Origin of the sequence: Fusobacterium necrogenes (genome assembly GCF_900450765.1) — a bacterium.
In the GTDB taxonomy this organism is placed as follows: Bacteria; Fusobacteriota; Fusobacteriia; order Fusobacteriales; family Fusobacteriaceae; genus Fusobacterium_A; species Fusobacterium_A necrogenes.
In genome coordinates this window covers 1,786,388-1,810,293 of sequence record NZ_UGGU01000003.1, presented here as the reverse complement: position 1 = coordinate 1,810,293, position 23,906 = coordinate 1,786,388, and the positions used below count along the sequence as shown (strand labels likewise).

General features: G+C 34.8%; 17 protein-coding genes, 1 tRNA gene and 3 rRNA genes. All 21 read right to left on the bottom strand.

Going from position 1 to position 23,906, the window contains the following annotated elements:
- Positions 1-10: 10 nt before the first annotated feature.
- Positions 11-1,321: an electron transport complex subunit RsxC gene (rsxC, locus tag DYA59_RS08620; RefSeq protein WP_115271208.1), complete on the bottom strand. Its 1,311-nt coding sequence runs from the start codon at positions 1,319-1,321 to the stop codon at positions 11-13.
- A gap of 92 nt (positions 1,322-1,413) precedes the next feature.
- The gene (pth, locus tag DYA59_RS08615) at positions 1,414-1,974 is read right to left on the bottom strand and encodes an aminoacyl-tRNA hydrolase (RefSeq protein ID WP_115271207.1); all 561 of its coding nucleotides are present in this window, start codon (positions 1,972-1,974) and stop codon (positions 1,414-1,416) included.
- Positions 1,975-2,001: 27 nt separating this feature from the next.
- Positions 2,002-3,210 carry an L-serine ammonia-lyase gene (locus tag DYA59_RS08610; RefSeq protein ID WP_115271206.1) on the bottom strand — a complete coding sequence of 403 codons (1,209 nt, stop codon included), beginning with the start codon at positions 3,208-3,210 and terminating at the stop codon, positions 2,002-2,004.
- Between the two features lie 93 nt (positions 3,211-3,303).
- Positions 3,304-5,691: a phenylalanine--tRNA ligase subunit beta gene (gene pheT, locus DYA59_RS08605; RefSeq protein WP_115271205.1), complete on the bottom strand. Its 2,388-nt coding sequence runs from the start codon at positions 5,689-5,691 to the stop codon at positions 3,304-3,306.
- 15 nt (positions 5,692-5,706) lie between these two features.
- Positions 5,707-6,723, bottom strand: a complete 1,017-nt coding sequence (gene pheS / locus DYA59_RS08600; protein ID WP_115271204.1) for a phenylalanine--tRNA ligase subunit alpha — start codon at positions 6,721-6,723, stop codon at positions 5,707-5,709.
- Between the two features lie 41 nt (positions 6,724-6,764).
- Positions 6,765-7,223 carry a YfcE family phosphodiesterase gene (locus DYA59_RS08595; RefSeq protein ID WP_115271203.1) on the bottom strand — a complete coding sequence of 153 codons (459 nt, stop codon included), beginning with the start codon at positions 7,221-7,223 and terminating at the stop codon, positions 6,765-6,767.
- Between the two features lie 13 nt (positions 7,224-7,236).
- Entirely contained in the window at positions 7,237-8,004 is a 768-nt protein-coding gene (locus DYA59_RS08590; protein ID WP_115271202.1) for an adenine nucleotide alpha hydrolase family protein, read from the bottom strand.
- A 35-nt stretch (positions 8,005-8,039) separates the two neighbouring features.
- A complete protein-coding gene (gene gyrA, locus DYA59_RS08585) occupies positions 8,040-10,583 on the bottom strand; it encodes a DNA gyrase subunit A (RefSeq protein ID WP_115271201.1) in 2,544 nt (847 codons plus the stop codon).
- Positions 10,584-10,676: 93 nt separating this feature from the next.
- Positions 10,677-12,584: a DNA topoisomerase (ATP-hydrolyzing) subunit B gene (gyrB, locus tag DYA59_RS08580; RefSeq protein ID WP_115271200.1), complete on the bottom strand. Its 1,908-nt coding sequence runs from the start codon at positions 12,582-12,584 to the stop codon at positions 10,677-10,679.
- Positions 12,581-12,841: an extracellular matrix regulator RemB gene (gene remB / locus DYA59_RS08575; RefSeq protein WP_115271199.1), complete on the bottom strand. Its 261-nt coding sequence runs from the start codon at positions 12,839-12,841 to the stop codon at positions 12,581-12,583. The genes gyrB and remB overlap by 4 nt, the downstream gene beginning before the upstream one ends.
- Complete coding sequence (locus tag DYA59_RS08570) at positions 12,841-13,461, bottom strand: DUF721 domain-containing protein (RefSeq protein WP_115271198.1); 621 nt, start codon at positions 13,459-13,461, stop codon at positions 12,841-12,843. Before DYA59_RS08570 ends, remB begins: the two co-directional genes overlap by 1 nt.
- Complete coding sequence (gene recF, locus DYA59_RS08565) at positions 13,433-14,539, bottom strand: DNA replication/repair protein RecF (RefSeq protein ID WP_115271197.1); 1,107 nt, start codon at positions 14,537-14,539, stop codon at positions 13,433-13,435. Before recF ends, DYA59_RS08570 begins: the two co-directional genes overlap by 29 nt.
- A gap of 29 nt (positions 14,540-14,568) precedes the next feature.
- Positions 14,569-14,775, bottom strand: a complete 207-nt coding sequence (gene yaaA, locus DYA59_RS08560) for a S4 domain-containing protein YaaA (RefSeq protein ID WP_115271196.1) — start codon at positions 14,773-14,775, stop codon at positions 14,569-14,571.
- Between the two features lie 179 nt (positions 14,776-14,954).
- Positions 14,955-16,328, bottom strand: a complete 1,374-nt coding sequence (locus DYA59_RS08555; RefSeq protein WP_115271195.1) for an MATE family efflux transporter — start codon at positions 16,326-16,328, stop codon at positions 14,955-14,957.
- A gap of 37 nt (positions 16,329-16,365) precedes the next feature.
- The gene (mscL, locus tag DYA59_RS08550; RefSeq protein WP_115271194.1) at positions 16,366-16,764 is read right to left on the bottom strand and encodes a large-conductance mechanosensitive channel protein MscL; all 399 of its coding nucleotides are present in this window, start codon (positions 16,762-16,764) and stop codon (positions 16,366-16,368) included.
- Positions 16,765-16,846: 82 nt separating this feature from the next.
- Positions 16,847-18,199: a glucose-6-phosphate isomerase gene (locus DYA59_RS08545; RefSeq protein ID WP_115271193.1), complete on the bottom strand. Its 1,353-nt coding sequence runs from the start codon at positions 18,197-18,199 to the stop codon at positions 16,847-16,849.
- A gap of 17 nt (positions 18,200-18,216) precedes the next feature.
- A complete protein-coding gene (locus tag DYA59_RS08540) occupies positions 18,217-18,651 on the bottom strand; it encodes an S-layer homology domain-containing protein (protein WP_115271192.1) in 435 nt (144 codons plus the stop codon).
- 118 nt (positions 18,652-18,769) lie between these two features.
- Positions 18,770-18,844, bottom strand: a tRNA-Gln gene (locus tag DYA59_RS08535).
- Positions 18,845-18,850: 6 nt separating this feature from the next.
- Positions 18,851-18,967 (bottom strand): 5S ribosomal RNA (rrf, locus tag DYA59_RS08530).
- A 119-nt stretch (positions 18,968-19,086) separates the two neighbouring features.
- Positions 19,087-21,999: ribosomal RNA gene (locus DYA59_RS08525) — 23S ribosomal RNA — on the bottom strand.
- Between the two features lie 210 nt (positions 22,000-22,209).
- Positions 22,210-23,717 (bottom strand): 16S ribosomal RNA (locus DYA59_RS08520).
- The 16S, 23S and 5S rRNA genes sit together here with 1 tRNA gene alongside, the layout of an rRNA operon.
- Positions 23,718-23,906: the final 189 nt, after the last annotated feature.

Here is a 23,906-nt window from a genome sequence, read left to right as displayed (position 1 = left end):
ATCCTTTAATTTACTTTTTCATTGCTCTTAATTTTGATTTTCCTATTTTTATAGCTTCAGTTAGTGGCCTGTTAGAAGGACAAATATATGCACAAGAACCACACTCTATACAATCCATTAAATTATACTCACCTATTTTTTCCCATTGTTCAAATGCTGCAAGCCTTGCATACATAAGCGGTTCTAGACTCATAGGACATGCATCTACACACTTTCCACATCCTATACATGGTTTAGGTTTATATGGATTTGTCTCCTCTTTAGTGAGAGCTAATAACCCTGATGTACCTTTAATAACTGGAGCCTCTTCTGAGAATTGAGCCATTCCCATCATAGGTCCTCCCATTACCAATTTATCTACAACTTCTCTATTCACACCACAGTAATCTAGTAAATAAGCAAAAGGTGTTCCTATTGCTACCTTTAAATTCTTTGGATTAGCTATCGCCTTTCCTGAAACTGTAACTACCTTTTCAATCAATGGAATTCCATTCACAATACCATCGTAGATAGCTGCTGCTGTCCCAGTATTTTGTACTACTACACCTACTGCTGATGGAAGTTTTCCCGATGGAACCTGTCTATCTAAAACAGCTTTAATAAGTTGTTTTTCTCCCCCTTGAGGATATTTTGTTTTTAATGGAACTATCTGAATTCCTGTTCCCTCTGCTGCTTTTTGCATAGAAGCTATCGCTTCAGGCTTATTTTCTTCAATACCTACTATTGCTCTTCCAACACCTAATATCTTTTTAATAATCTTTATACCATTGATTATCTTTTCTGGATGCTCTAGCATAAGCCTATTATCTGAATTAAGATACGGTTCACACTCTGCTCCATTCAATAATAACGTATCAATTTTAGTATCTGCCGGAGGATTCAGTTTAATATGAGTAGGAAAGCTTGCTCCTCCTATTCCTACTATTCCCTTTTCTCTTATCATAGCTAATAGATCTTTTTTATCAGCTGTTTCCCAATTCTCAATTTTTGATAACTCCGCCCAAGTATCTTGCTCATCATTTTCAATCATAATAGTTTTCATTCTTCCCATCAAAGGAAATACATGTTCTTCTATTTTTTTGATTGTTCCACTTACTGGAGAGTGAATAGGTGATGACATAAAACCTTGAGAATCTGCTATTTTTTGCCCTTTTAGTACCTTATCTCCAATGGCTACAAGTGGATCTAGTGGTGCACCTATATGCTGTAGTAATGGTACATACAACATTTTTGGTGCTTTTAAGTCTTCAACAGCCATATTTTCTGTTTGAATCTTATTTTCAGGCGGATGAACTCCTCCTCTGAAACCAAAAAATTTCATAATAAATCTCCTTTCAATTTAAAGTTAACTACTACTAAACTAAGTTTACCATATTTATCACTAATTCTCAATCTTTTTTGTAAAAAAATTTGTCACTTTTTGTTATATTTCTGCATTATTTTTCCTATTTCAACATCTTGTATAATATCAACTACACATTTACTTGCATTTTCTATCATTATTGTAACCTCTTCTTGTTCACTTTTACTAAACTGTCCTAAAACAAAGTCAATAGTATTATCCTTAGGTTTTCCTATCCCACATTTTATACGTAAAAATTCATCTCCTAGATGAGAGATAATAGACTTTATTCCATTGTGTCCACCTGAACTTCCTTTCTCTTTTACTCTCAATCTTCCTACTGGCAAATCCATGTCATCATAGATTACTACTAAATCTGTCTTTGGATTTAGCTTATAGAAATTTATGACCTCTATTATTGAATTTCCACTTAAATTCATGAATGTCTGAGGTTTTAGAAAAAGTACCTTCTCTCCACCTATGCTCTTTTCACTTATAAGTCCTTGAAATTTCTCTTTCTCGTTTGTTATTCCAAGCTCCTTTTGAAGATAGTTTATCACTTCAAATCCCACATTATGTCTAGTCTTTTCATATTTACTTCCCGGATTTCCCAGTCCTACTACCAACTTCATTTCTCTATTCTCCTTTTAATATTCCACTTAGCATTCAGCGTTAAATGTAAATTTTGCAAGTCCACCTAGTGAAGTCTCCTTATACTCCTCTTTTAAGTCTTTTCCTGTCTCACCCATAGTTTTTACAACTTGATCAAATGTAACTCTATGACTTCCATCTGTGTATAAGCTATATCCAGCTGCATCTAATGCTCTTGCTGCTGCAGCTGCATTTCTCTCTATACAAGGTACTTGAACATATCCACCTACTGGATCACAAGTAAGTCCTAAATGGTGTTCTAACGCCATCTCTGCTGCATACTCTATCTGAGCTAATGATCCTCCAAGTAAGAAACATGCCATAGCTGCAGCCATTGAACATGCTGATCCCACTTCTGCCTGACATCCTCCTTCTGCTCCTGATATTGTAGCATTTTCTTTTATAAGGTTTCCTATAAGCCCAGCTATTGCCAAACTTTTTAAAACCTCTTCCTCTTGTAAGTCATACTCCTCTTTAAGAGCATATAAGAGTCCAGGTACAACTCCACAAGCACCACAAGTTGGAGCAGTTACAACTTTTCCTCCAGCACCGTTTTCCTCTGAAACAGCTAGTGTATAGGCAAATATTCTTCCTAAAAATCCACCTCTACCATGGTTATTTCTAGCCTTTCTATAAAAATTTGAAGCTTTTCTAGGATATTTCAATGTTCCAGGAAGTACTCCAGTTTTATTAATTCCTCTTTCGACAGATTCTTTCATAGCTTCCCAAATCTCTTTTAAAAAATCAAATATCTCTTTTCCTTCACTTTCCACTACATATTCCCATAATTCTTTTTGGTTTTCTTCACACCACTTTTTTATCTCAGCCATAGAATTTAATTTATATACAGCTTGAGCTCCTTTTCTCTCTTGATAGTGCTCCATTATAGTTCCACCACCAACAGAGAATACTAACCACTCATCTGTTTGATTATTATCTTTGTCAAAAGCTTTAAATAACATTCCATTAGTATGATATCTATGAACTACTTCTGGTTTCCATAAAATATCAGTCGGAGTAGGTTTCATAGTTTCTACTATTATCCAATCTGTAAGATGTCCCTTTCCTGTAAGTGCAAGTGAGCCATATAATTCTACTTCAAATCTTTCAGCAGTTGAATTTTTCTCTTTAAATTTTTTTGCAGCTCTTTCAGGTCCCATTGTATGAGAACTAGATGGTCCATTTCCAATTTTAAATAACTCTTTTAGTGTATCCATTTCTTCCTCCCTTACTTTTTATGATTCTATTGAATAAAAAAGAGCGAAGAAAGCTATCACTCTCTTTTAGCTTTTTCCACTCTTCAATTCTGACTACTGTCTTATCTCTCCATTATAATCCTTAGATACAGTTGTAAGTATTTTCTCTATGACTTCATTTATCTCTTTTTCATCTAAAGTTTTCTCTTTATTTCTAAGTACTATACTAATAGCAATAGATTTTTTATCTGTACCTATCTTATCACCTTCATAAATATCAAATATCTCTATTTTTTCTATTATAGGAGATAGTTTTCTCAAATTTTCTATCATATTTCCTACAAGAACATCCTTTGGAAGAACTATAGCTAAATCTCTAGTAACTTCTGGATATTTTATTATTTTTTCATATTTAGTAGAAGTCTTCATATATTTTAAACACTTAGTTAAATCTATTTCTGCTATATATGGTCTCTCTTTTTGTATCCCCATACTTTTTTGTATATCTGGATGTATCTCTCCAAATACACCAATTATATCATTTCCTATTTTTATCTCTGCACTTCTTCCAGGATGAAAATTAAAGTCTGAACTTCTCTCTAACTTGTATTTAGCTATTCCTATGTATTCCATTAACTTTTCTACATACCCTTTTATAGTATAAAAATCATATGCTTCTGGCTTTGGATTCCACAATGTTCTCTCTGGTTTTCCTGCAACTCCAATACAAATTCTCAAACTTTCATCAGCTAACTCTTCAGCTGGTAAAAATACTTTTGAAACTTCATAAAATCTTAGATTAAACTGATTTCTATTCATATTATCTTTTATATTTGTAAGTATGCTCCAAATAAGTGTAGGTCTTAGTACAGCCATGTCCTCACTCAATGGATTTTCTATATCAATAACTCTCCCATTTATATCTAATATATTTTCTATATCTTTAGGAACAAAAGAGTAATTGATGACCTCTTGAAGTCCAATCTCTTTTAAGATTTTTTTAGTATGGTCTATTAGCTCTATGGTAGTTGCCTTTTTCCCTCCCTTAATATTTTCAACTGGCATTATAGGCTCTATATTTTCAAAACCATACATTCTAATTATCTCTTCATAAATATCAGCTGTTCTAGTCAAATCTCCTCTATATGTAGGTGGTATTACAAGTAGTGTATCTTGAGAAAGTGTCTTTATTCCAAGTCCCAAATTACTTAGAATTTTTCCTACAATATCAGGTGAGAGCTCTTTTCCTATAAATTTATTTAATTTTGTTAAGCTTAATGGAATTTCATACTTTTGTGGTTTTTCTATATATTTATCAATAGCTCCATCTAGTATCTCACCACCAGCTATCTCAGCTATTAATGCTGCAGCTCTTTCACTGGCATCTGAAATACCTTCTATATCAATACCTCTTTCATTTCTATATGAAGAATCTGTAGAAATTCCTAATTTTCTTCCTGTCTTTCTAATATTTTCTGGTGTAAAGTATGCTACTTCTAGGAATATATTTTTAGTTTCAGAAGTTATCTCCGTTCCTATTCCACCTATTATACCTGCTATAGCAATAGCTTTCTCATCATCAGCTATCACTAGCTCTCTTTCATTTAGCTCTCTTTCAATACCATCTAAAGTGGTTATCTTCTCTCCAGGTAAGGCAGCTCTTACATTTATACTTTTATTAGCTAATTTATCTAAATCAAAAGCATGCATAGGCTGATTATATTCGAACATAACGAAGTTTGTTATATCCACTATATTATTTATAGGATTTAATCCCATAGCTCTTATTCTCTTTTTTAACCACTCTGGAGATTCACCTATAGTAACATTCCTAATTACTCTTCCCATGTACCTCTTACATCTATCTTTATCATCAATATTTACCTTCGCAACCGTAGTAATAGTATCTATAGCCTCTGTATAAGTTACTGAAGGATACTTTACCTTTCTACCATAATAAGCTGCTATTTCTCTTGCTATCCCTATATGAGATAGACAATCTGGTCTATTAGGAGTTATCTCCAACTCGAATATAATATCATCTAAATTTGCATATTTTCTATACTCTTCTCCTATCGGAGCAGTTTTTGGAAGGATTATTATTCCATCTCCATCTGTTCCTATTCCTAATTCAACTTCTGAACATAACATTCCAAACGATTCAATATCTCTTATCTTACTCTTTTTAATTTTAAAATCTCCAGGTAATACTGCACCTATTTTTGCAACTACCACCTTATCTCCTAATTTATGGTTTGGAGCTCCACACACTATTTGCAATGGTTCTCCTTCTCCAATATCAACTTTTACAAGTGTTAACTTATCTGAATTAGGATGTTTTGTATATTCTATAATCTGTCCTATAACTACATTATCAAGCCCTTTTCCTTGGATATCAATGGCTTCAACTTCTTGTCCTATCATAGTCAAGGCATTATCTAGTTCTTCTATATTTTCTTTTATGTCTACATATTGTTTTAGCCAATCTAAAGAAATTAACATTACTCTCCTCCAAAATTACTTAAATTGTTTTAAAAATCTTACATCATTTTCAAAGAAAGCTCTCAAGTCATTTATTCCATGTCTTAACATAGCCACTCTCTCTATTCCCATTCCAAATGCAAAGCCACTCACTTCATCTGGATCATAACCGACAGCTTTTAGTACTTCTGGATCTACCATTCCACATCCCATTATCTCTACCCAACCGCTATCTTTACACATTCTACATCCCTTTCCTTTACATACGGCACATTGAATATCTACCTCTGCTGATGGTTCAGTAAATGGGAAGAAATGTGGTCTAAATCTTACTTCTCTGTCACCAAACATTTTCTTTAATGACTCTGTTAAAATAGCTTTAAAGTTAGCAAAAGATATATCTTTCCCTATCATAAGTCCTTCCATTTGATGGAACATAGGTGTATGAGATATATCATAATCAGGTCTATATACCTTACCAGGACAGATCATTCTAAATGGTGGTTTATTCTCTAGCATATATCTAACCTGAACTGGTGATGTTTGAGTTCTTAAAACTACATCATCATTGATGTAAAAAGTATCTGTTATGTCTCTTGATGGATGAGTTTCTGGAATATTTAAAGCATCAAAATTATACTTTACTAACTCTACCTCTGGTCCATCAACTACATCAAATCCCATCTCTACAAATATATTTTTCATAAAATCCATTGTTTCTGTAATTGGATGAGTTGTTCCCAATACATTTCTTTTTCCTGGAAGAGTTATATCAATAACTTCATTAGCTAATCTTTCTTCTCTTTCTTTTGTCTCTATATCCTTAGCTTTATCATTTAATTTTATATTGATATACTCTCTTACTTCATTTATTAGTTGACCTATGACAGGTTTCTCCTCCGGTGTAAGATTTTTTATCCCTTTGGAAATTTCTGTTAACTCACTTTTTTTACCGAGTAGTTTTATTCTTATCTCTTCTAATTCCTGTGAAGAATTCGTTTTATCAATACTTAATCTAGCAGTCTCTCTGAGTTGCTCTAACTTTTCTTCCATTTTCCCTCCCTAGTTTAAAAGGCTTTATGTATTTTAAAAATTTATATACTTTTGTGATAGAATTGAAATTTATTTTCAATTATCTCTAATACACCATACTCTCTTCCATATACGGAACCTGGATTAAATAAAGTAATACCATTTTTAGAAGATAGGTACTGAATATGTGTATGACCAAAAATAATAATATCACATCCTAATTCCAATCCTCTTTTTTCTATCGAAGCATAGCTACGTTTTACCCCGTATTCATGACCATGAGCTAGAAGGATCTTTATTCCCTCTAGCTCAACTAACATCTCATCATCATATCTTCTATCAAATATATCACAATTTCCACGCACTATATAGTACTTAGAATCTGGATATATAAAAGAAAGCTCTTCTCCATCTCTACTGTGGTCTCCTGCACAGATTACTACTTCTGGTCTTTCTTTTTCATATATTTTCATAAGTGTATCCAGTTTCTGATGTGAATCTGAAATTACCAATACTTTCATCTCTATCCCTAATCTATCCTATAAATATAGGTACCTTTCCTTTTTCTAATAATTTTATCCCATTTTTACCTATTACCTTTTCAAATAGATAACTTTTGCTTAAATTTCCCATTATAAATAGATCAGCTTCGTTGATTCTTTTTATTACATCTTCATAGTTATTTGTGATAATCTCCTCATGCTCTACATCTTTTTCATGTCCTACTAAATATTCAACCAACATATTTTCTTCTATCTCTTTATTTATAACAAAAGATGAAAATCTCTTCACCTCTGGGAAAAGATTCATAAAATGTGTACAACTTCTATTTACCTTTACACCATTGTCATTCCCTATCAATACATTTTCAATAGCTTGAAGAGGTTTTTCTCCTATTAAAAGTATTGATTTATAGTTAGCTTTTAATAAATTTATCTCTCTTTCAGTTAAAATATCATTTTTTCCCATAACTAATAAATCACATTTTTTCATCTGTTCAGTGACTACTTCTGAAATATCACCCATATCTACTATCAATTCAGACTTTATCCCTTTTTCTTTTAACATCTCTTTTATTCCTTGGATCTCGACTTTTTCTATCTCTTCCCAACCTTGATTTATAAAAGGGCTTCTTCCAGCTAGCATAAGTCCATCTGTTGCTGACATAAGTTTCTCTCTTGCTATATCTCTTACATAGAGAGGATATATTTTGAATCCTAATTGCTTCTCTAAGAAAACCACACTATCTGCTAGGCTTCCTCTTTCAATCTCGTTTCCAAATAAAACCAATGCTCTTCTCATATATATCACCTCATATTTTGTAAATGAGACTTTAATTAATCTACAGTCTCCTCTATTAACTCCTCTTCCTCAGAGCTCTCTATCTCCTTTGAAGTTAATTCCTCATCTATAGTTGCTGCTTGTTCTGCTTTCTCTATATCTTCTTCCTCACTGTCTTCAGATTTTACCCTTGTTATAGAAACAACTTTTTCATCTTTACCATTTACTTTCATGATAATGACACCTTGAGTAGCTCTTCCATAAAGTACTATATCTTCAACAGCTATTCTTATAATAACTCCAGAAGATGTAATCGCCATAAGCTGTTCACCATTTGATACTGTAAGAACCGAAACAACAGCTCCAGTCTTAGGACTACATCTCAAATTGATAACTCCTTTACCACTTCTTGATTGTAATGGATATTCATCTATTCTAGTTCTTTTACCATAACCATTCTCTGTAATAGTCAAAATACTACTATTTTCTATATCTTTTATGAGAAGAGCTGAAACTACTGTATCCCCTTCTCTTAAGGTAAGCCCCTTTACTCCCATAGTATCTCTACCTGTAGTTCTTATCTCCCCACAGATAAATCTCACTGAATATCCACGCTCAGTAGCTATAAGTAGCTGCTCTTTTTCTATATCCTGTATCATTCCTACATATATTATATCATCTTTTTCTTTTAATTTAATTGCTTTTAACCCAGAACTGTTGATATTTTTAAATTCACTTAAATTTGTTTTCTTTACAATTCCCTCTTTAGTTACAAAAATTACCTCATTTTCATTAGAGAAATCTCTAGTTTTTATAATAGCTCTAATTTTCTCATCATCTTTAAGATTTATGATGTTACCTATCAATCTTCCTCTAGATTGTTTTGAAGTTTCTGGAATCTCATATACTTTTATATTGTATACTCTTCCCTGATTTGTAAATACCATTAAGGTATCTAAATTACTAGCTGACTCTATATTTTCTACAAAATCATCTTCTACTGTATTTTGACTAGCTACTCCTTTTCCACCTCTTCTTTGGGCTTTATATTTACTTAGCTCCATTCTCTTGACATAACCCTTGTTTGTGAAAGTGAGTATTACCTCTTCATCTTTTATTAAATCTTCTGGACTGATCTCTTTTCTCTCTTTTTCTATAATAGTTCTTCTCTCATCATTATACTTATCTTTTAACTCTTGAAGCTCATTTTTCATTATATCATATATCTTCGAATCATGGGCTAATATATCTTTTAATTCACCTATATATTTTTCTATCTCCTGATACTCAGCTTCTACCTTATCTCTTTCAAGTCCAGTAAGTCTTTGCAACTTCATATCTAGTATAGCTCTAGCTTGAACATCCGTAAATCCATACTTTTCAATTAATTGCTCTCTAGCTTGATTTCCATCAGTAGCTGCTCTAACTAATTCTATTATTCTATCTATATTATTTAAAGCTATTCTATATCCTTGTAAAATATGGGCTCTTTTCTCTGCTTTATCAAGATTAAATTCAGTTCTTCTTGTAATTACTTCAAATCTATGTTTTATATACTCTTCTATAATTTGTTTCAAGTTAAGAACCTTAGGCGTATTATTAACTAAAGCTAGCATTATAATTCCAAATGTACTTTGTAGATCTGTATACTTGTACAGCTTATTTAGAATAAGTTCTGGTTCCTCTCCCTTTTTTAACTCTATAACAACTCTTATTCCATCTCTATCTGATTCATCTCTTAAATCTGAGATTCCTACTATCTTCTTATCTTTTACCAACTCTGCAATCTTCTCTATCAAAGTTGCCTTATTTAACTGGTATGGTATCTCTCTTATTATAATATTTATTTTTCCATTTTTCAACTCTTCTATCTCAATTTTCCCTCTTACTCTTACTTTTCCTCTACCAGTCATATAGGCATCTTTTATACCCTTATCTCCATCTATTATACCACCAGTAGGAAAATCTGGTCCCTTTATATATTCCATCAAATCTAACGGTGCAAGCTCTGGATTATCTATAAGAGCCAATGTTCCATCTACTATCTCTCCTAAATTATGAGGTGGAATATTAGTAGCCATTCCTACAGCTATTCCAGTAGCTCCATTTAGTAATAGATTTGGTAGTTTTGCTGGCAATACTGTTGGCTCATCTAATGAGTCATCAAAGTTCTTTCTAAAATCTATTGTATTTTTATCTATATCTTCTAAAAGCTCATTACTTATCTTTGCCATTCTAGCCTCAGTATATCTCATTGCTGCTGCTGAATCTCCATCTATAGAACCAAAGTTTCCATGTCCTGAGATAAGTGGATATCTGTAGTTAAAGTCTTGAGCCATTCTTACCATCGTACCATATACAGCTGAATCCCCATGTGGATGGTATTTACCTAGTACTTCTCCAACGATTCTAGCTGACTTTTTATATGGTTTATCAAAACTCATACCAAGTTCATTCATAGCAAATAATATTCTTCTATGTACAGGTTTCATTCCATCCCTTACATCAGGAAGAGCTCTACTTACTATAACACTCATTGAATAATCAAGGTATGACTCTTTCATTTCATCTTCTATGTATCTATTATTTATATTTGACATACGATTATACTGCCTAGGCAGTTTCCCCTCCTCTTATTCTTAATTTTTTCAATAGATTGCAGCACACAATCTAAGAATTCTATAATCTATAGATTATATATCCAAGTTCTTTACATACTCGGCATTCTCTTCTATAAACTCTCTTCTTGGATCTACCTTATCTCCCATAAGTTTATCAAATAGCATATCCGCTGCTCTAGCATCATCTATTGTAACCTTAAGAAGTGTTCTATTTTGAGGGTCCATCGTAGTTTCCCAAAGCTGTTCTGGATTCATCTCCCCTAGCCCTTTATATCTTTGAAGAGTATATTTTTTATCCTCTCCCTCAAATGTATCTGTTATCTCTTTTAACTCTCTATCTGAATAAGCATACTTTATCTGTTTTCCATAAGATATCTTATATAGCGGTGGTTGAGCTATATAAACATTTCCATTATATATTAATTCTATCATGTATCTGTATATGAACGTTAATAAAAGAGTTCTGATATGAGCACCATCAACATCAGCATCAGTCATAAGTATTATCTTGCCATATCTTAGTTTCTCAATATTAAAATTATCTCCTATTCCTGTACCAAAGGCTGTAATCATAGCTCTTACCTCATTATTTTCAAGAGCTCTATGAAGACCAGCTTTTTCAACGTTTAATATTTTTCCTCTAAGTGGTAATATAGCTTGATGGTATCTATCTCTTCCTTGTTTTGCTGATCCTCCAGCTGAGTCTCCTTCAACTATATATATCTCACACTCCTCTGGATTTTTAGATGAACAATCTGCTAATTTTCCTGGTAATGATCCCACTTCTAATGCCGATTTTCTAAGTACTAACTCTCTTGCTCTTTGAGCTGCTTCTCTAGCTTTTTTAGAATTCAATATTTTCTCTATTATGACCTTAGTATCGCTAGGATTATCCTCTAATACCATTTTAAGTTGAGTTCCAACTATTGTAGATACAATCCCTGTAATTTCTGAATTTCCTAACTTTGTTTTAGTTTGACCCTCAAATTGTGGCTGAGGGACTTTTACAGAAACGATTCCTGTAACACCTTCTCTAATATCTGAACCTTGTAACTTTCCATCTTTGTCTTTTAGTAGTCCCTGAGCTTTTCCAACATCATTTATTATTCTAGTAAGTGCTGTTCTAAATCCTTGAACATGAGTTCCTCCCTCATGTGTATTAATATTATTTACAAATGAATATATCACCTCAGACTGGTTAACTGTATATAGAAAAGCTATCTCTACTCCTATATTCTCAACCTCTCCTGTCATATAAATAGGTTCTTTTATCAACTTCTCTGTATCTTCAGTTATCTCTCTTAAAAAATCAGCTATTCCTCCTTCAAATTCAAAAACTTCCTTCTTAAAAGGCTCTTTTCTCGAATCTGTAAGAGTTATTACCAGACCTTTATTTAGATAGGCTAGTTCTTTTAATCTATTTTTTAAAGTATTATAATCATAGATCAATGTTTCAAATATTTCATGATCAGCCTTAAATCTAACTGTCGTTCCATGTTCTTTTGTCACTCCAATCTCTTTTACTGGTTCTTCTGGTATCCCTCTATTGTATCTTTGGTACCATACCTTTCCATCTTTCTTTACCTCCACTTCTGTCCAAAGAGAAAGAGCATTAACTACTGAAACTCCAACTCCATGTAGACCACCAGATACCTTATAATTATCATTTTCAAATTTTCCTCCGGCATGTAACACAGTCAAAACTATCTCTAATGCTGATTTTCCATATTTAGGGTGTATTCCAACTGGAATTCCTCTTCCATTATCTACTACCTCTATGATATTATCTGGAAGTATACTCACTTCTATATGAGTGCAATACCCAGCTAATGCTTCATCCACTGAGTTATCTACTATTTCCCATACCAGATGGTGCAATCCTCTCTCAGAAGTTGTACCTATATACATTCCTGGTCTTTTTCTTACCGCTTCTAATCCTTCTAGGACTGTAATATCTTCTGCTTGATAATTATCGCTCACTTTCTACCTCCAATTATATTAAAAAATTCATTGCTCCTACTCATTAAAGTCTGCTTTCCATATGATGAAATATATATCTTATTATCTGTTATTATGACTGTTTTTCTCTCTTTTTCAGTTAAATCAACAAGCTCTTTTTTCTTTAACTCTTCCCTATAAAATTTAGTATTTTTCTCACTCATAAAATGTATATAGTCAATAATAATTATTATTTCCTTACTAGGAATCAACAAATTATTTTCAAGATAAACATACATCACTCTTCACTGTCCTCTATACTCTTTGATCTTTCATGTCCTTTCAAGAATTTTTTAGCCTCACCTGTATCAAGACAGACTCTACAAAAATTCTCTTCTCCTTCGTATAACATTCCACATACTTTACATTTCTTATATCCATTAGCCAATAAGTATTTCTCTCTTTCTATAGCTAATTCCCTGAGATATGTTATCTTTTGCATTATTCCTATGTTATTTCCATCTAAAGCAACATTTTCTAACTCTTCTGCTATCTCATCCTCTTTTAATTTAGCTTTTTTTTCAATGATTACCTCTTCTTTTTCTCTATCTAGGTATTCATTCATAATTTCACTTAATTTTCCTGTCTTTACAACTATGTCTTTTATAACTTTTTTACAAAAATACTTATTTACTTTTTCTATATACTTATTCTTTTCAAAGGTTAAATGATGAATAAAAACAGGGCTTTCAACTCTTATGTAAAGAACTCCATCTTTTATGTATTCAGGTTGGCATTTCTCACAAATTTTTCCTACAATCTTCTCCCATTCAGCCTTCAGCACTCCTTCTTTCAATCTCATACTTTTACCTATTGCTGTGTCTATCATCTCACTTACATTGTTCAAATCCTGTGCCATATCTTATCTCACCACCCTCTACATAAAAATTCTCTGACTCTATTCCTAAATCTCCAGTTGAACTTATTAAAACTTGGATATTTCTTTTTCTGAGATAACCAAGTATACTATTCTTTCTATTTGAATCAAAATAAGAAGAGATGTCATCTATTATAAGTACTGGATTCTCTTTTTTTTCACGTATCACCATATCTATCTCAGAAAGTTTTAGTGAAAAAATTATAGATTTTTTTTCTCCTTGTGATGCTGTTGATTTAGCTTCATGTCCATTTAAAATAAATAAAAAATCATCCTTTTGTGGTCCACATAGTGAAAAGCCATATCTTTTCTCTTGATTAAAACTTTTCTTTATCTTCTCTTTTAAAAGCTCCTCTATCTCCTTTATACTCATTTTTTTTATATTTCCTAAATGACAGTCATAACTCAAACTTAACTCTTTTTCATTATCAAATAGCTTTCTGTAGTTCAAGTTTAAAATTATCGAAATTTTTTGCACATATTCCAATCTTTTCTCAATTACTTTAGCTCCATATTTTACAAATTCTTCTTCATATACTTGATACTCTATCTCTTTTGTCCTTTGCTCCTTTAAATACTTATTTCTTATTTTAAGTAGCTTATTATAATTTTTTAAATCTTGAAAATATTCACTATTTGTTTGAGCTATCTCCCCGTCAAAAAAAGTTCTCCTGATAGATGGAGAACCTGTTATTAGTACTATATCCTCTGGTATATATGTAACAACATTTAACTTTCCATAAAACTCATCATAAGTTACTTTTTTACTATTATAATAATATTCTTTTTTGCTATCATTAAATTTAACTGTAAGAGTTTTTTCACTTATGCTATCTCTATAGAGTATATATACGCCTGCTCTTTTCACTCCATACTTCATCATTTCAGTACTTTTAGTTGTTCTAAAACTCTTTCCTGTGGCATTGAAATATACAGCCTCTAATAAGCTAGTTTTTCCCTGTCCATTTTTCCCAAAGAATAAATTGAGCTTTGGAAAAAATTTTACATTATTATCAATTAAGTTTCTAAAATTTATATAATTTATCTCTAAAATCTCCAAAGCATAATTCACCCTATTTCAATTTCAACCTACTTAATTATAAAAATCTTCTCAGCTATTTCTACCTTATCTCCTGGATATAATTTCTTTCCTCTTCTAATTTCAGTTTCTCCATTTACTTTTACATTCCCATCTATGATAAAAAATTTTGCATCCACCCCTGTATTACAAATTCCTGCCCATTTTAAAAACTGATCTAATTTTATAAATTCAGTTGATATTTTTACCTCTTGCATCTCTTTCTCCTTATATCTTTTCCATAAATAATCTACTACATATTTTACCATAAATTTAGTTAAATTAACAGTAATTCTTTATCTATATCCCCTCTACAAATTTCTATATTCACTTTCTCAATTCCTCAATTTAATAGTTTCTCATAATTATATATATAATCAATAATAAATATCTATTTTTAAAAATTTCTTCTATTTTTTATTTTTCTACTCATTAATATTTTTTTATATGTCAAAGTAAAAGTTATGCTAGCTATTATCACTGATGTAATATCAGCAATTGGTTCAGCATAGTATATTCCATTCACTCCTAAAAAAAATGGTAAAACAATTGCTAAAGGTATTAATAAAATAACCTTCCTTAATAAAGCTATAAAAATTGAATATTTAGCCTGTCCTAAAGCTAAAAAAGTCCCTTGAATAGCTTGCTGTATTCCAAATATAAGCATTCCAAATACAAAAATTGGCATAAATTTAGAAGTTAAGTCAAACAATTCCTTTGAATCAGTAAAAATTCCAACATATATCTTTGGAAAAGCTACTCCTATTCCTCCCATTATAACTGTTACAGTCAAGCATATCCCTAACATTCCCTTAAAGGTCTGTAAAACTCTTTTTCTATTTCCAGCTCCAAAATTATAACTTATTACTGGCTGAATTCCTTGTGTTATTCCATTTACTGGAACAGTTATTAATTGTAATACACTTATTAATATTGACATAGAGCCCACATATAAATCTCCACCGTATTTTTGTAATCCTGAATTTAAAGTTAACAGAACTAAACTCTCTGTACTTTGCATGATAAAAGGAGAGATTCCTAATGCCCCTGTCTTTTTTAAAATCTCTTTCTCTAGATTTAAATTTTTTATTTTTATCTTTATTACACTTTTTTTAGATAAAAGAAAATATACAACCCAAATTGCACTTAAAGCTTGTGAGATAATAGTAGCCAACGCTGCTCCTCTTACTCCCATTCCAAATACAAATATAAATATAGGATCTAGAATAATATTAGTCACTGCCCCTATTAAAACTGATAACATAGCTATTTTTGCATTTCCCTGTCCACTAATAAAAGTATTAAGCCCTAAAGATAGCATAACAAATATAGTTCCATACAAATATAACCCTATATATTCTTCAGCATATCTTATAACATTAGTACTAGCTCCAAAAGCATATAACAATGGAGTCTTAAAAGTTTGAAAAAAGATTGTTAATACTATTGCGAATACTATCAATAAAGCGGTACTATTTCCCAATATTTTCTCAGCTTTTTTATAGTTTTTTGCTCCTAATTCAATGGAAGCTAGTGGTGAGCTTCCTTGACCAGCAAAAGCACTAAAAGCGGAAACTATCATTATTATAGGAAAGGTTACTCCTACCCCTGTAAGGGCTAAAGAACCCACATCTTTTATGTGCCCTATATATATTCTATCTACAATATTGTATAATACATTTATTAGTTGAGCTAGTACTGATGGTACTGCCATTACTAAAAATAATTTTTTTAAAGGTGTTTCTCCTAACTTTTCAGCTTGATTATTCATTTATTCTCTCTCTTTTTTTTATTATTATCTATATACACTATTTTTCTTTTAAAATATCCCTAATCTCTCTTAATAATAACTCTTCATTTGTTGGTTTTGGAGTCGGTTTACTATCCTCGTGTTTCTTTATCAGTTTATTTACTAGTTTAACCATAAAAAATACGCATAAACAAATTATTGTAAAGTCTAAAACATTCTGTAAAAATTGTCCATATTTTATAACTACAGAGTCCCCTCCTGCTATACTAGATGGTAACTTTAAACTTAAAGATGAGATATTAACCTTTCCTGTAAAAACTCCTATCATAGGCATAATCATATCATTTACCATACTTGACACAATCTTACTAAAAGCTCCTCCTACTATAACTCCTACTGCCATATCTAATACATTTCCACGTAATGCAAATTTTTTAAATTCTTCAATAAACTTCATTATTTCTCCTTTTTATTTAATAAATATTTATGATAAAAGAAGTGAGTTAAAAAACTCACTTCTAAGCTTTAAATATATAAAATTATCTATTTTCTAATCTTTTATTTAATATTTCAGCTTCTTTTTCATATCCTTTTTTACCAAGTAATGCAAACATATTAGCCTTATATGATTCTACTCCTGGTTGATTAAAAGGATTTACTCCAAGAATATATCCACTCATTCCACAAGCTTTTTCAAAGAAATAGAATAGGTATCCTAAGTGGAATGGAGTAGCTTCTGGTACATTTACTACTAAGTTAGGTACTCCTCCATCAACATGGGCAAGTAATGTTCCTTGAGCAGCTTTCTTATTTACAAAATCCATTCCTTTTCCAGCTAGATAGTTTAATCCATCTAAATCTATCTCTTCAGCTTCTATTGTTATATCAGCTTCAGGCTCTCCTATTAATACTGCTGTTTCAAATAATTCTCTTCTTCCATCTTGGATATATTGTCCCATTGAGTGTAAATCAGTTGAAAAATCTGCTGCTGCTGGAAATAGGCCTTTTCCATCTTTACCTTCAGATTCTCCAAATAGTTGTTTCCACCACTCACCAAAATAGTGTAATCTTGGTTCATAGTTTATTAACATCTCAATATTTTTACCTTTTCTATTTAAAATATTTCTAATTGCAGCATACTTGTAACAGTCATTCTCTTCAAATGGTGCATTATAATCATTTTGAGCCTCTCTAGCCCCTGCCATAAGCTCATCTATATCAATTCCTGCACAAGCTATAGGAAGTAATCCAACTGGTGTTAATACAGAGAATCTTCCTCCTACATCATCAGGAATTACAAATGTTTCATATCCTTCTTCATCAGCTAATTTCTTTAATGCTCCTTTTGCTTTATCTGTAGTTGCATATATTCTATTTTTAGCTTCTGCTTTTCCATATTTCTCTTCTATATGTTTTTTAAGAACTCTAAAAGCTATTGCTGGTTCAGTAGTAGTTCCTGATTTAGAGATTACATTGATTGAGTAATCTTTTCCTTCTAATATGTCTAATAAGTGTTTTAAATATACTCCTGAGATATTATTTCCTACATAGAATATCTCTGTTCCTTTTCTCTTATCTTTTGGTAAATTATTATAGAAAGTATGAGATAAGAAATCTATTGCAGCTCTTGCTCCTAAATATGATCCTCCTATTCCTATAACAAGAAGAATATCTGAATCTTTTTTTATTTTTTCTGCAGTAGCTTTAATTCTTTCAAATTCAGTTTTATCATAGTTAGTTGGTAGTTCAATCCAACCTAAAAAATCACTTCCTGCTCCATTTTTTTCTTTTAAAAATCTTTCTGCTACCACTATTTGTTCTTTCATAAATGATAATTCTTCTTCTCTTACATACCCAAGTGCTTTAGAATAATCAAATGACAGTTTTTTCACTATTCATCCCTCCAATTTTAATTTTTATTTTCAAGAGTTTCCACTCTTTTTTTCAACTCTTCAATAGTTTTTTCATTTTCATTGACTCTTTCTCTTAAAAGTTCAATAGTCTCATTAATATTATCAATTCTTCCATTGAAAGTACTAGCGTCAAAACCTATCTTATTTAATTCTTGAGAAAATTCTAACATCAAAGCCTCTAATATATTTAGATCTTCCTTATTGGCCTTTTTTAAATCTAAATAGTCAATAGTTCTCACTAACCCTTCTGCAAACTCATATCTACTTGTTGGTTCATTTCCATCAAATCTATATCTATTTTCTTTTATTATCCCTTTTTCAACAAGAGAATTTATAGCATTATATGCCCAATGCTCCTTATTCAAATCTTCAAATTTGGTATCAGCCATTGAAAAAGAAAATACTAAAAATAATAACAATAAATATCTCATAATTTCTCTCCATATTATTTTTTAATCTATTCTTTAGTATAGCATATATAGCAATTTTTATCTAGTTTAATTTTAGATAAAAAAAAACTGCCTTTTAGGCAGTTATAACTTCTTAAAATGGCTGGGGTGGCTGGATTCGAACCAACGCATGACGGAGTCAAAGTCCGTTGCCTTACCGCTTGGCGACACCCCAATCAAAGCTTGGCAAGTTCCTATCCTCCCAGGAGGCTTCCCTCCAAGTACTTTCAGCGTTTACGGGCTTAACTTCCAGGTTCGGAATGTATCTGGGTGTACCCCCGTAGCTCTTCTCACCAAGCTAATGTCTATTTACATAGGCATTTGAAACTATATAGTAATATCAGGTAACGCTGATTCCTTTCAGTCATCTGCGTCTAAATAATCATAGTCGTAACTTCGTTACTTCTTGATTATTTGAAGGTTAAAACTTCGACTTATTAGTATTGGTCAGCTAAAGGCCTCGCAACCCTTACACCCCCAACCTATCTACCTCCTAGGCTCGAAGGAGTCTTAAAGAATACTTATCTTGAAGTCAGTTTCCCGCTTAGATGCTTTCAGCGGTTATCTGTTCCAAACGTGACTACCCAGCTGTGCCACTGGCGTGACAACTGGTACATCAGAGGTTTGTCCATCCCGGTCCTCTCGTACTAAGGACAGATCTTCTCAATATTCTAACGCCTACAGTGGATAGGGACCGAACTGTCTCACGACGTTCTGAACCCAGCTCACGTACCGCTTTAATGGGCGAACAGCCCAACCCTTGGGACCTTCTCCAGCCCCAGGATGCGATGAGCCGACATCGAGGTGCCAAACCCTACCGTCGATATGGACTCTCGGGTAGGATCAGCCTGTTATCCCCAGGGTAGCTTTTATCCGTTGAGCGACGATCCTTCCATTCGGAATCGCCGGATCACTATGTCCTGCTTTCGCACCTGCTCGACCCGTCAGTCTCGCAGTCAAGCTCTCTTATGCCATTGCACTCTGCGGTTGATTTCCATCCAACCTGAGAGAACCTTTGAACGCCTCCGTTACTCTTTCGGAGGCGACCGCCCCAGTCAAACTGCCCACCTAGCACTGTCTCCGTGGCTTCAAACCACAGATTAGAATTTCAACATTGAATGGTTGGTATTCCACCGACAACTCCAATGCAGCTAGCGCCACATCTTCATAGTTTCCCAACTATCCTATACATGCAATGCCAAAACCCAATACCAAGCTACAGTAAAGCTCCATGGGGTCTTTCCGTCCTACTGTAGGTAACCGGTATCTTCACCGGTAATACAATTTCACCAGGCCTCCCGTCAAGACAGCGCTCAAATCATTACACCATTCGTGCAGGTCGGAACTTACCCGACAAGGAATTTCGCTACCTTAGGACCGTTATAGTTACGGCCGCCGTTCACCGGGGCTTCAATTCGGAGCTCTCACTCCTCCTCTTAACCTTCCGGCACTGGGCAGGTGTCAGCCCATATACATCGCCTTACAGCTTAGCATAGACCTGTGTTTTTGTTAAACAGTTGCTTGAGCCTCTTCACTGCGACCCCCAAGCGCTTTGCATTGCGTGTATACTCACGCCCAGGGGCACCCCTTCTCCCTAAGTTACGGGGCTATTTTGCAGAGTTCCTTAACGAGAGTTAGCCTGTCCGCCTTAGATTTCTCATCCTGACCACCTGTGTCGGTTTCGGGTACGGGCAGTCATACCTTAACGTTAGAAGCTTTTCTTGGCAGCGTGGGATCTGTACATTCATCTTACGACTATATATCACACCTCAAATCTAACTTGACGGATTTACCTATCAAGTCATTCTACATGCTTTTACGGAAACTACCGTTCTTCCGCGCACATACCCTTCTGCGTCCCTCCATCACAAAATATGACTGGCACAGAAATATTAATCTGTTTTCCATTCGCCTACGCACTATAGCCTCGGCTTAGGTCCCGGCTTACTCAGGGAAGACAAGCTTTACCCTGAAAACCTTGGTCTTCCGGCGGGGAGGATTCTCGCCTCCCTTCTCGCTACTTATTCCTGCATTCTCACTTCTGATACCTCCAGAGTTGCTTACGCTTCTCCTTCAACGGCCTACAGAACGCTCTCCTACCAATTGCTTGCGCAATTCCACAGCTTCGGTTCATAACTTAGCCCCGTTACATTGTCGGCGCAGAGACTCTCGACCAGTGAGCTATTACGCACTCTTTAAAGGTATGGCTGCTTCTAAGCCAACCTCCTGGTTGTTTATGAATCTCCACCTCCTTTCCCACTTAGTTATGATTAGGGACCTTAGCTGGTGGTCTGGGTTGTTTCCCTTTTGACGATGGAAGTTAATTCCCATAGTCTCACTCCTGAGCTCTTGAATTATGGTATTCGGAGTTTGATTGGATTCAGTAAGCAATGCGCCCCCTAGTCCATTCAGTGCTCTACCCCCATAATTAAACACTCAAGGCTGCACCTAAATGCATTTCGGAGAGAACGAGCTATCTCCTAGTTCGATTGGCTTTTCACCCCTAAACCTACCTCATCTCCCAACTTTTCAACGGCGGTGAGTTCGGGCCTCCACTGTGTCTTACCACAGCTTCACCCTGGACAGGCTTAGATCACCAGGTTTCGCGTCTACGCCCAGCGACTAAAATCGCCCTGTTCAGACTCGGTTTCCCTTCGGCTCCGTTAAACTTAACCTTGCCACTGAACGTAACTCGCAGGATCATTCTCCAAAAGGCACGCCATCACCCCGAAGGGCTCTGACCGCTTGTAAGCACATAGTTTCAGGTTCTATTTCACTCCCCTCCCGGGGTTCTTTTCACCTTTCCCTCACGGTACTATACGCTATCGGTTAGTAAGAGTATTTAGCCTTACGAGATATGGTCCTCGCAGATTCACACAGAATTCCTCGTGTTCCATGTTACTTGGGAGAGAACGGACAAGTTAATGAGTTTACCTGTACAGGATTATCACCTTCTACGATCTAGCTTTCCAACTAGTTCCAGTTCAGTCATTAACATTGTTGAGTACGTTGCAGTTCCTCATAGTTCTTCCCACAACCCCGCATAAACAACGGCTGCATCCTTGACATTTATGCGGTTTGGGCTCATCCCCGTTCGCTCGCCGCTACTTGGGGAATCGTTTTTACTTTCTTTTCCTCGCGTTACTTAGATGTTTCAGTTCACGCGGTACCCTCTTTCGTGCTAAGTCTTCAACTTAGCGGATTGCTCCATTCGGAAATCTCAGGATCAAACGTTCGATTGCAACTACCCTGAGCTTATCGCAGCTTACCACGTCCTTCATCGGCTCTTACTACCTAGGCATTCCCTATGTGCCCTTAATTATTTTAACCTTTAGTTTTTAAATATTGATTGACAGCTAACTCTATTAAAATTAGAGTTAAATTGTATTATCTGATTTACTATATAGTTTCCAATGTCCATTAATAATAATGTTGCGTCCCATTCTCCGAATGCGACATCTTTATAATCATAGTCGTAACTCCGTCACTCCTTGATTATAAGAACATTATCAATAGAATAGAGAAAGTATTGCTCCTTAGAAAGGAGGTGATCCATCCGCACGTTCCCGTACGGATACCTTGTTACGACTTCACCCCAATCGCTAATCACACCCTCGGAGCATCCCTCCTTACGGTTAGGCCTGCTACTTCAGGTGCAACCAACTCTCGTGGTGTGACGGGCGGTGTGTACAAGACCCGAGAACGTATTCACCGCAACATAGCTGATTTGCGATTACTAGCGATTCCAACTTCATGTACTCGAGTTGCAGAGTACAATCCGAACTGAGAATAGTTTTCTGAGATTAGCTCCCCCTCGCGGGTTTGCGACTCTCTGTACTACCCATTGTAGCACGTGTGTAGCCCAGCGTATAAGGGGCATGATGACTTGACGTCATCCCCACCTTCCTCCTGCTCATCGCAGGCAGTATCGCATGAGTGCCCAACTTAATGATGGCAACATACGAAAGGGGTTGCGCTCGTTGCGGGACTTAACCCAACATCTCACGACACGAGCTGACGACAGCCATGCACCACCTGTCACTAGGTTCCCCCGAAGGGGCACGAAGGCATCTCTGCCAACTTCCTAGGATGTCAAACGCTGGTAAGGTTCCTCGCGTTGCGTCGAATTAAACCACATGCTCCACCGCTTGTGCGGGTCCCCGTCAATTCCTTTGAGTTTCATACTTGCGTACGTACTCCCCAGGCGGATTACTTATCGCGTTAGCTTGGGCGCTGAGGTTCGACCCCCAACACCTAGTAATCATCGTTTACGGCGTGGACTACCAGGGTATCTAATCCTGTTTGCTACCCACGCTTTCGCGCTTTAGCGTCAGTATCTGTCCAGTGGGCTGGCTTCCCCATCGGCATTCCTACAAATATCTACGAATTTCACCTCTACACTTGTAGTTCCGCCCACCTCTCCAGTACTCTAGTTTGACAGTTTCCAACGCAATACGGAGTTGAGCCCCGCATTTTCACATCAGACTTACCAAACCGCCTAGACGCACTTTACGCCCAATAAATCCGGATAACGCTTGCGACATACGTATTACCGCGGCTGCTGGCACGTATTTAGCCGTCGCTTCTTCTGTTGGTACCGTCACTTACTTCGTCCCAACTGAAAGCACTTTACATTCCGAAAAACTTCATCGTGCACACAGAATTGCTGGATCAGACTTATGGTCCATTGTCCAATATTCCCCACTGCTGCCTCCCGTAGGAGTAAGGGCCGTGTCTCAGTCCCCTTGTGGCCGTTCACCCTCTCAGGCCGGCTACCTATCATGGCCTTGGTGAGCCGTTACCTCACCAACTAGCTAATAGGACGCAAAGCTCTCCTGCAGCGCATATAGCTTTCATATGAATTCCATGCGAAACTCACATAATATCCGGTATTAGCATTCGTTTCCAAATGTTGTCCCAGACTGCAGGGCAAGTTCTTTACGCGTTACTCACCCGTCCGCCACCATCACCCGAAGGATCAAGTAGACTTGCATGTGTTAAGCATTCTGTCAGCGTTCATCCTGAGCCAGGATCAAACTCTTCGTTCAATCTATTAAACTCAGTAAAATATACTGATTATTTACACCAATTTATTGTTGTGTTTGCATTACTTATCTTTCTCTATTCTGTTGCTAACGTCCTTATTCATCAATACCGCTCTCTCGCGGACGAAATACATATTACCATATATTTTAAAATACGTCAATACTTTTTTTATTTTTATTTTATTTTCTTTA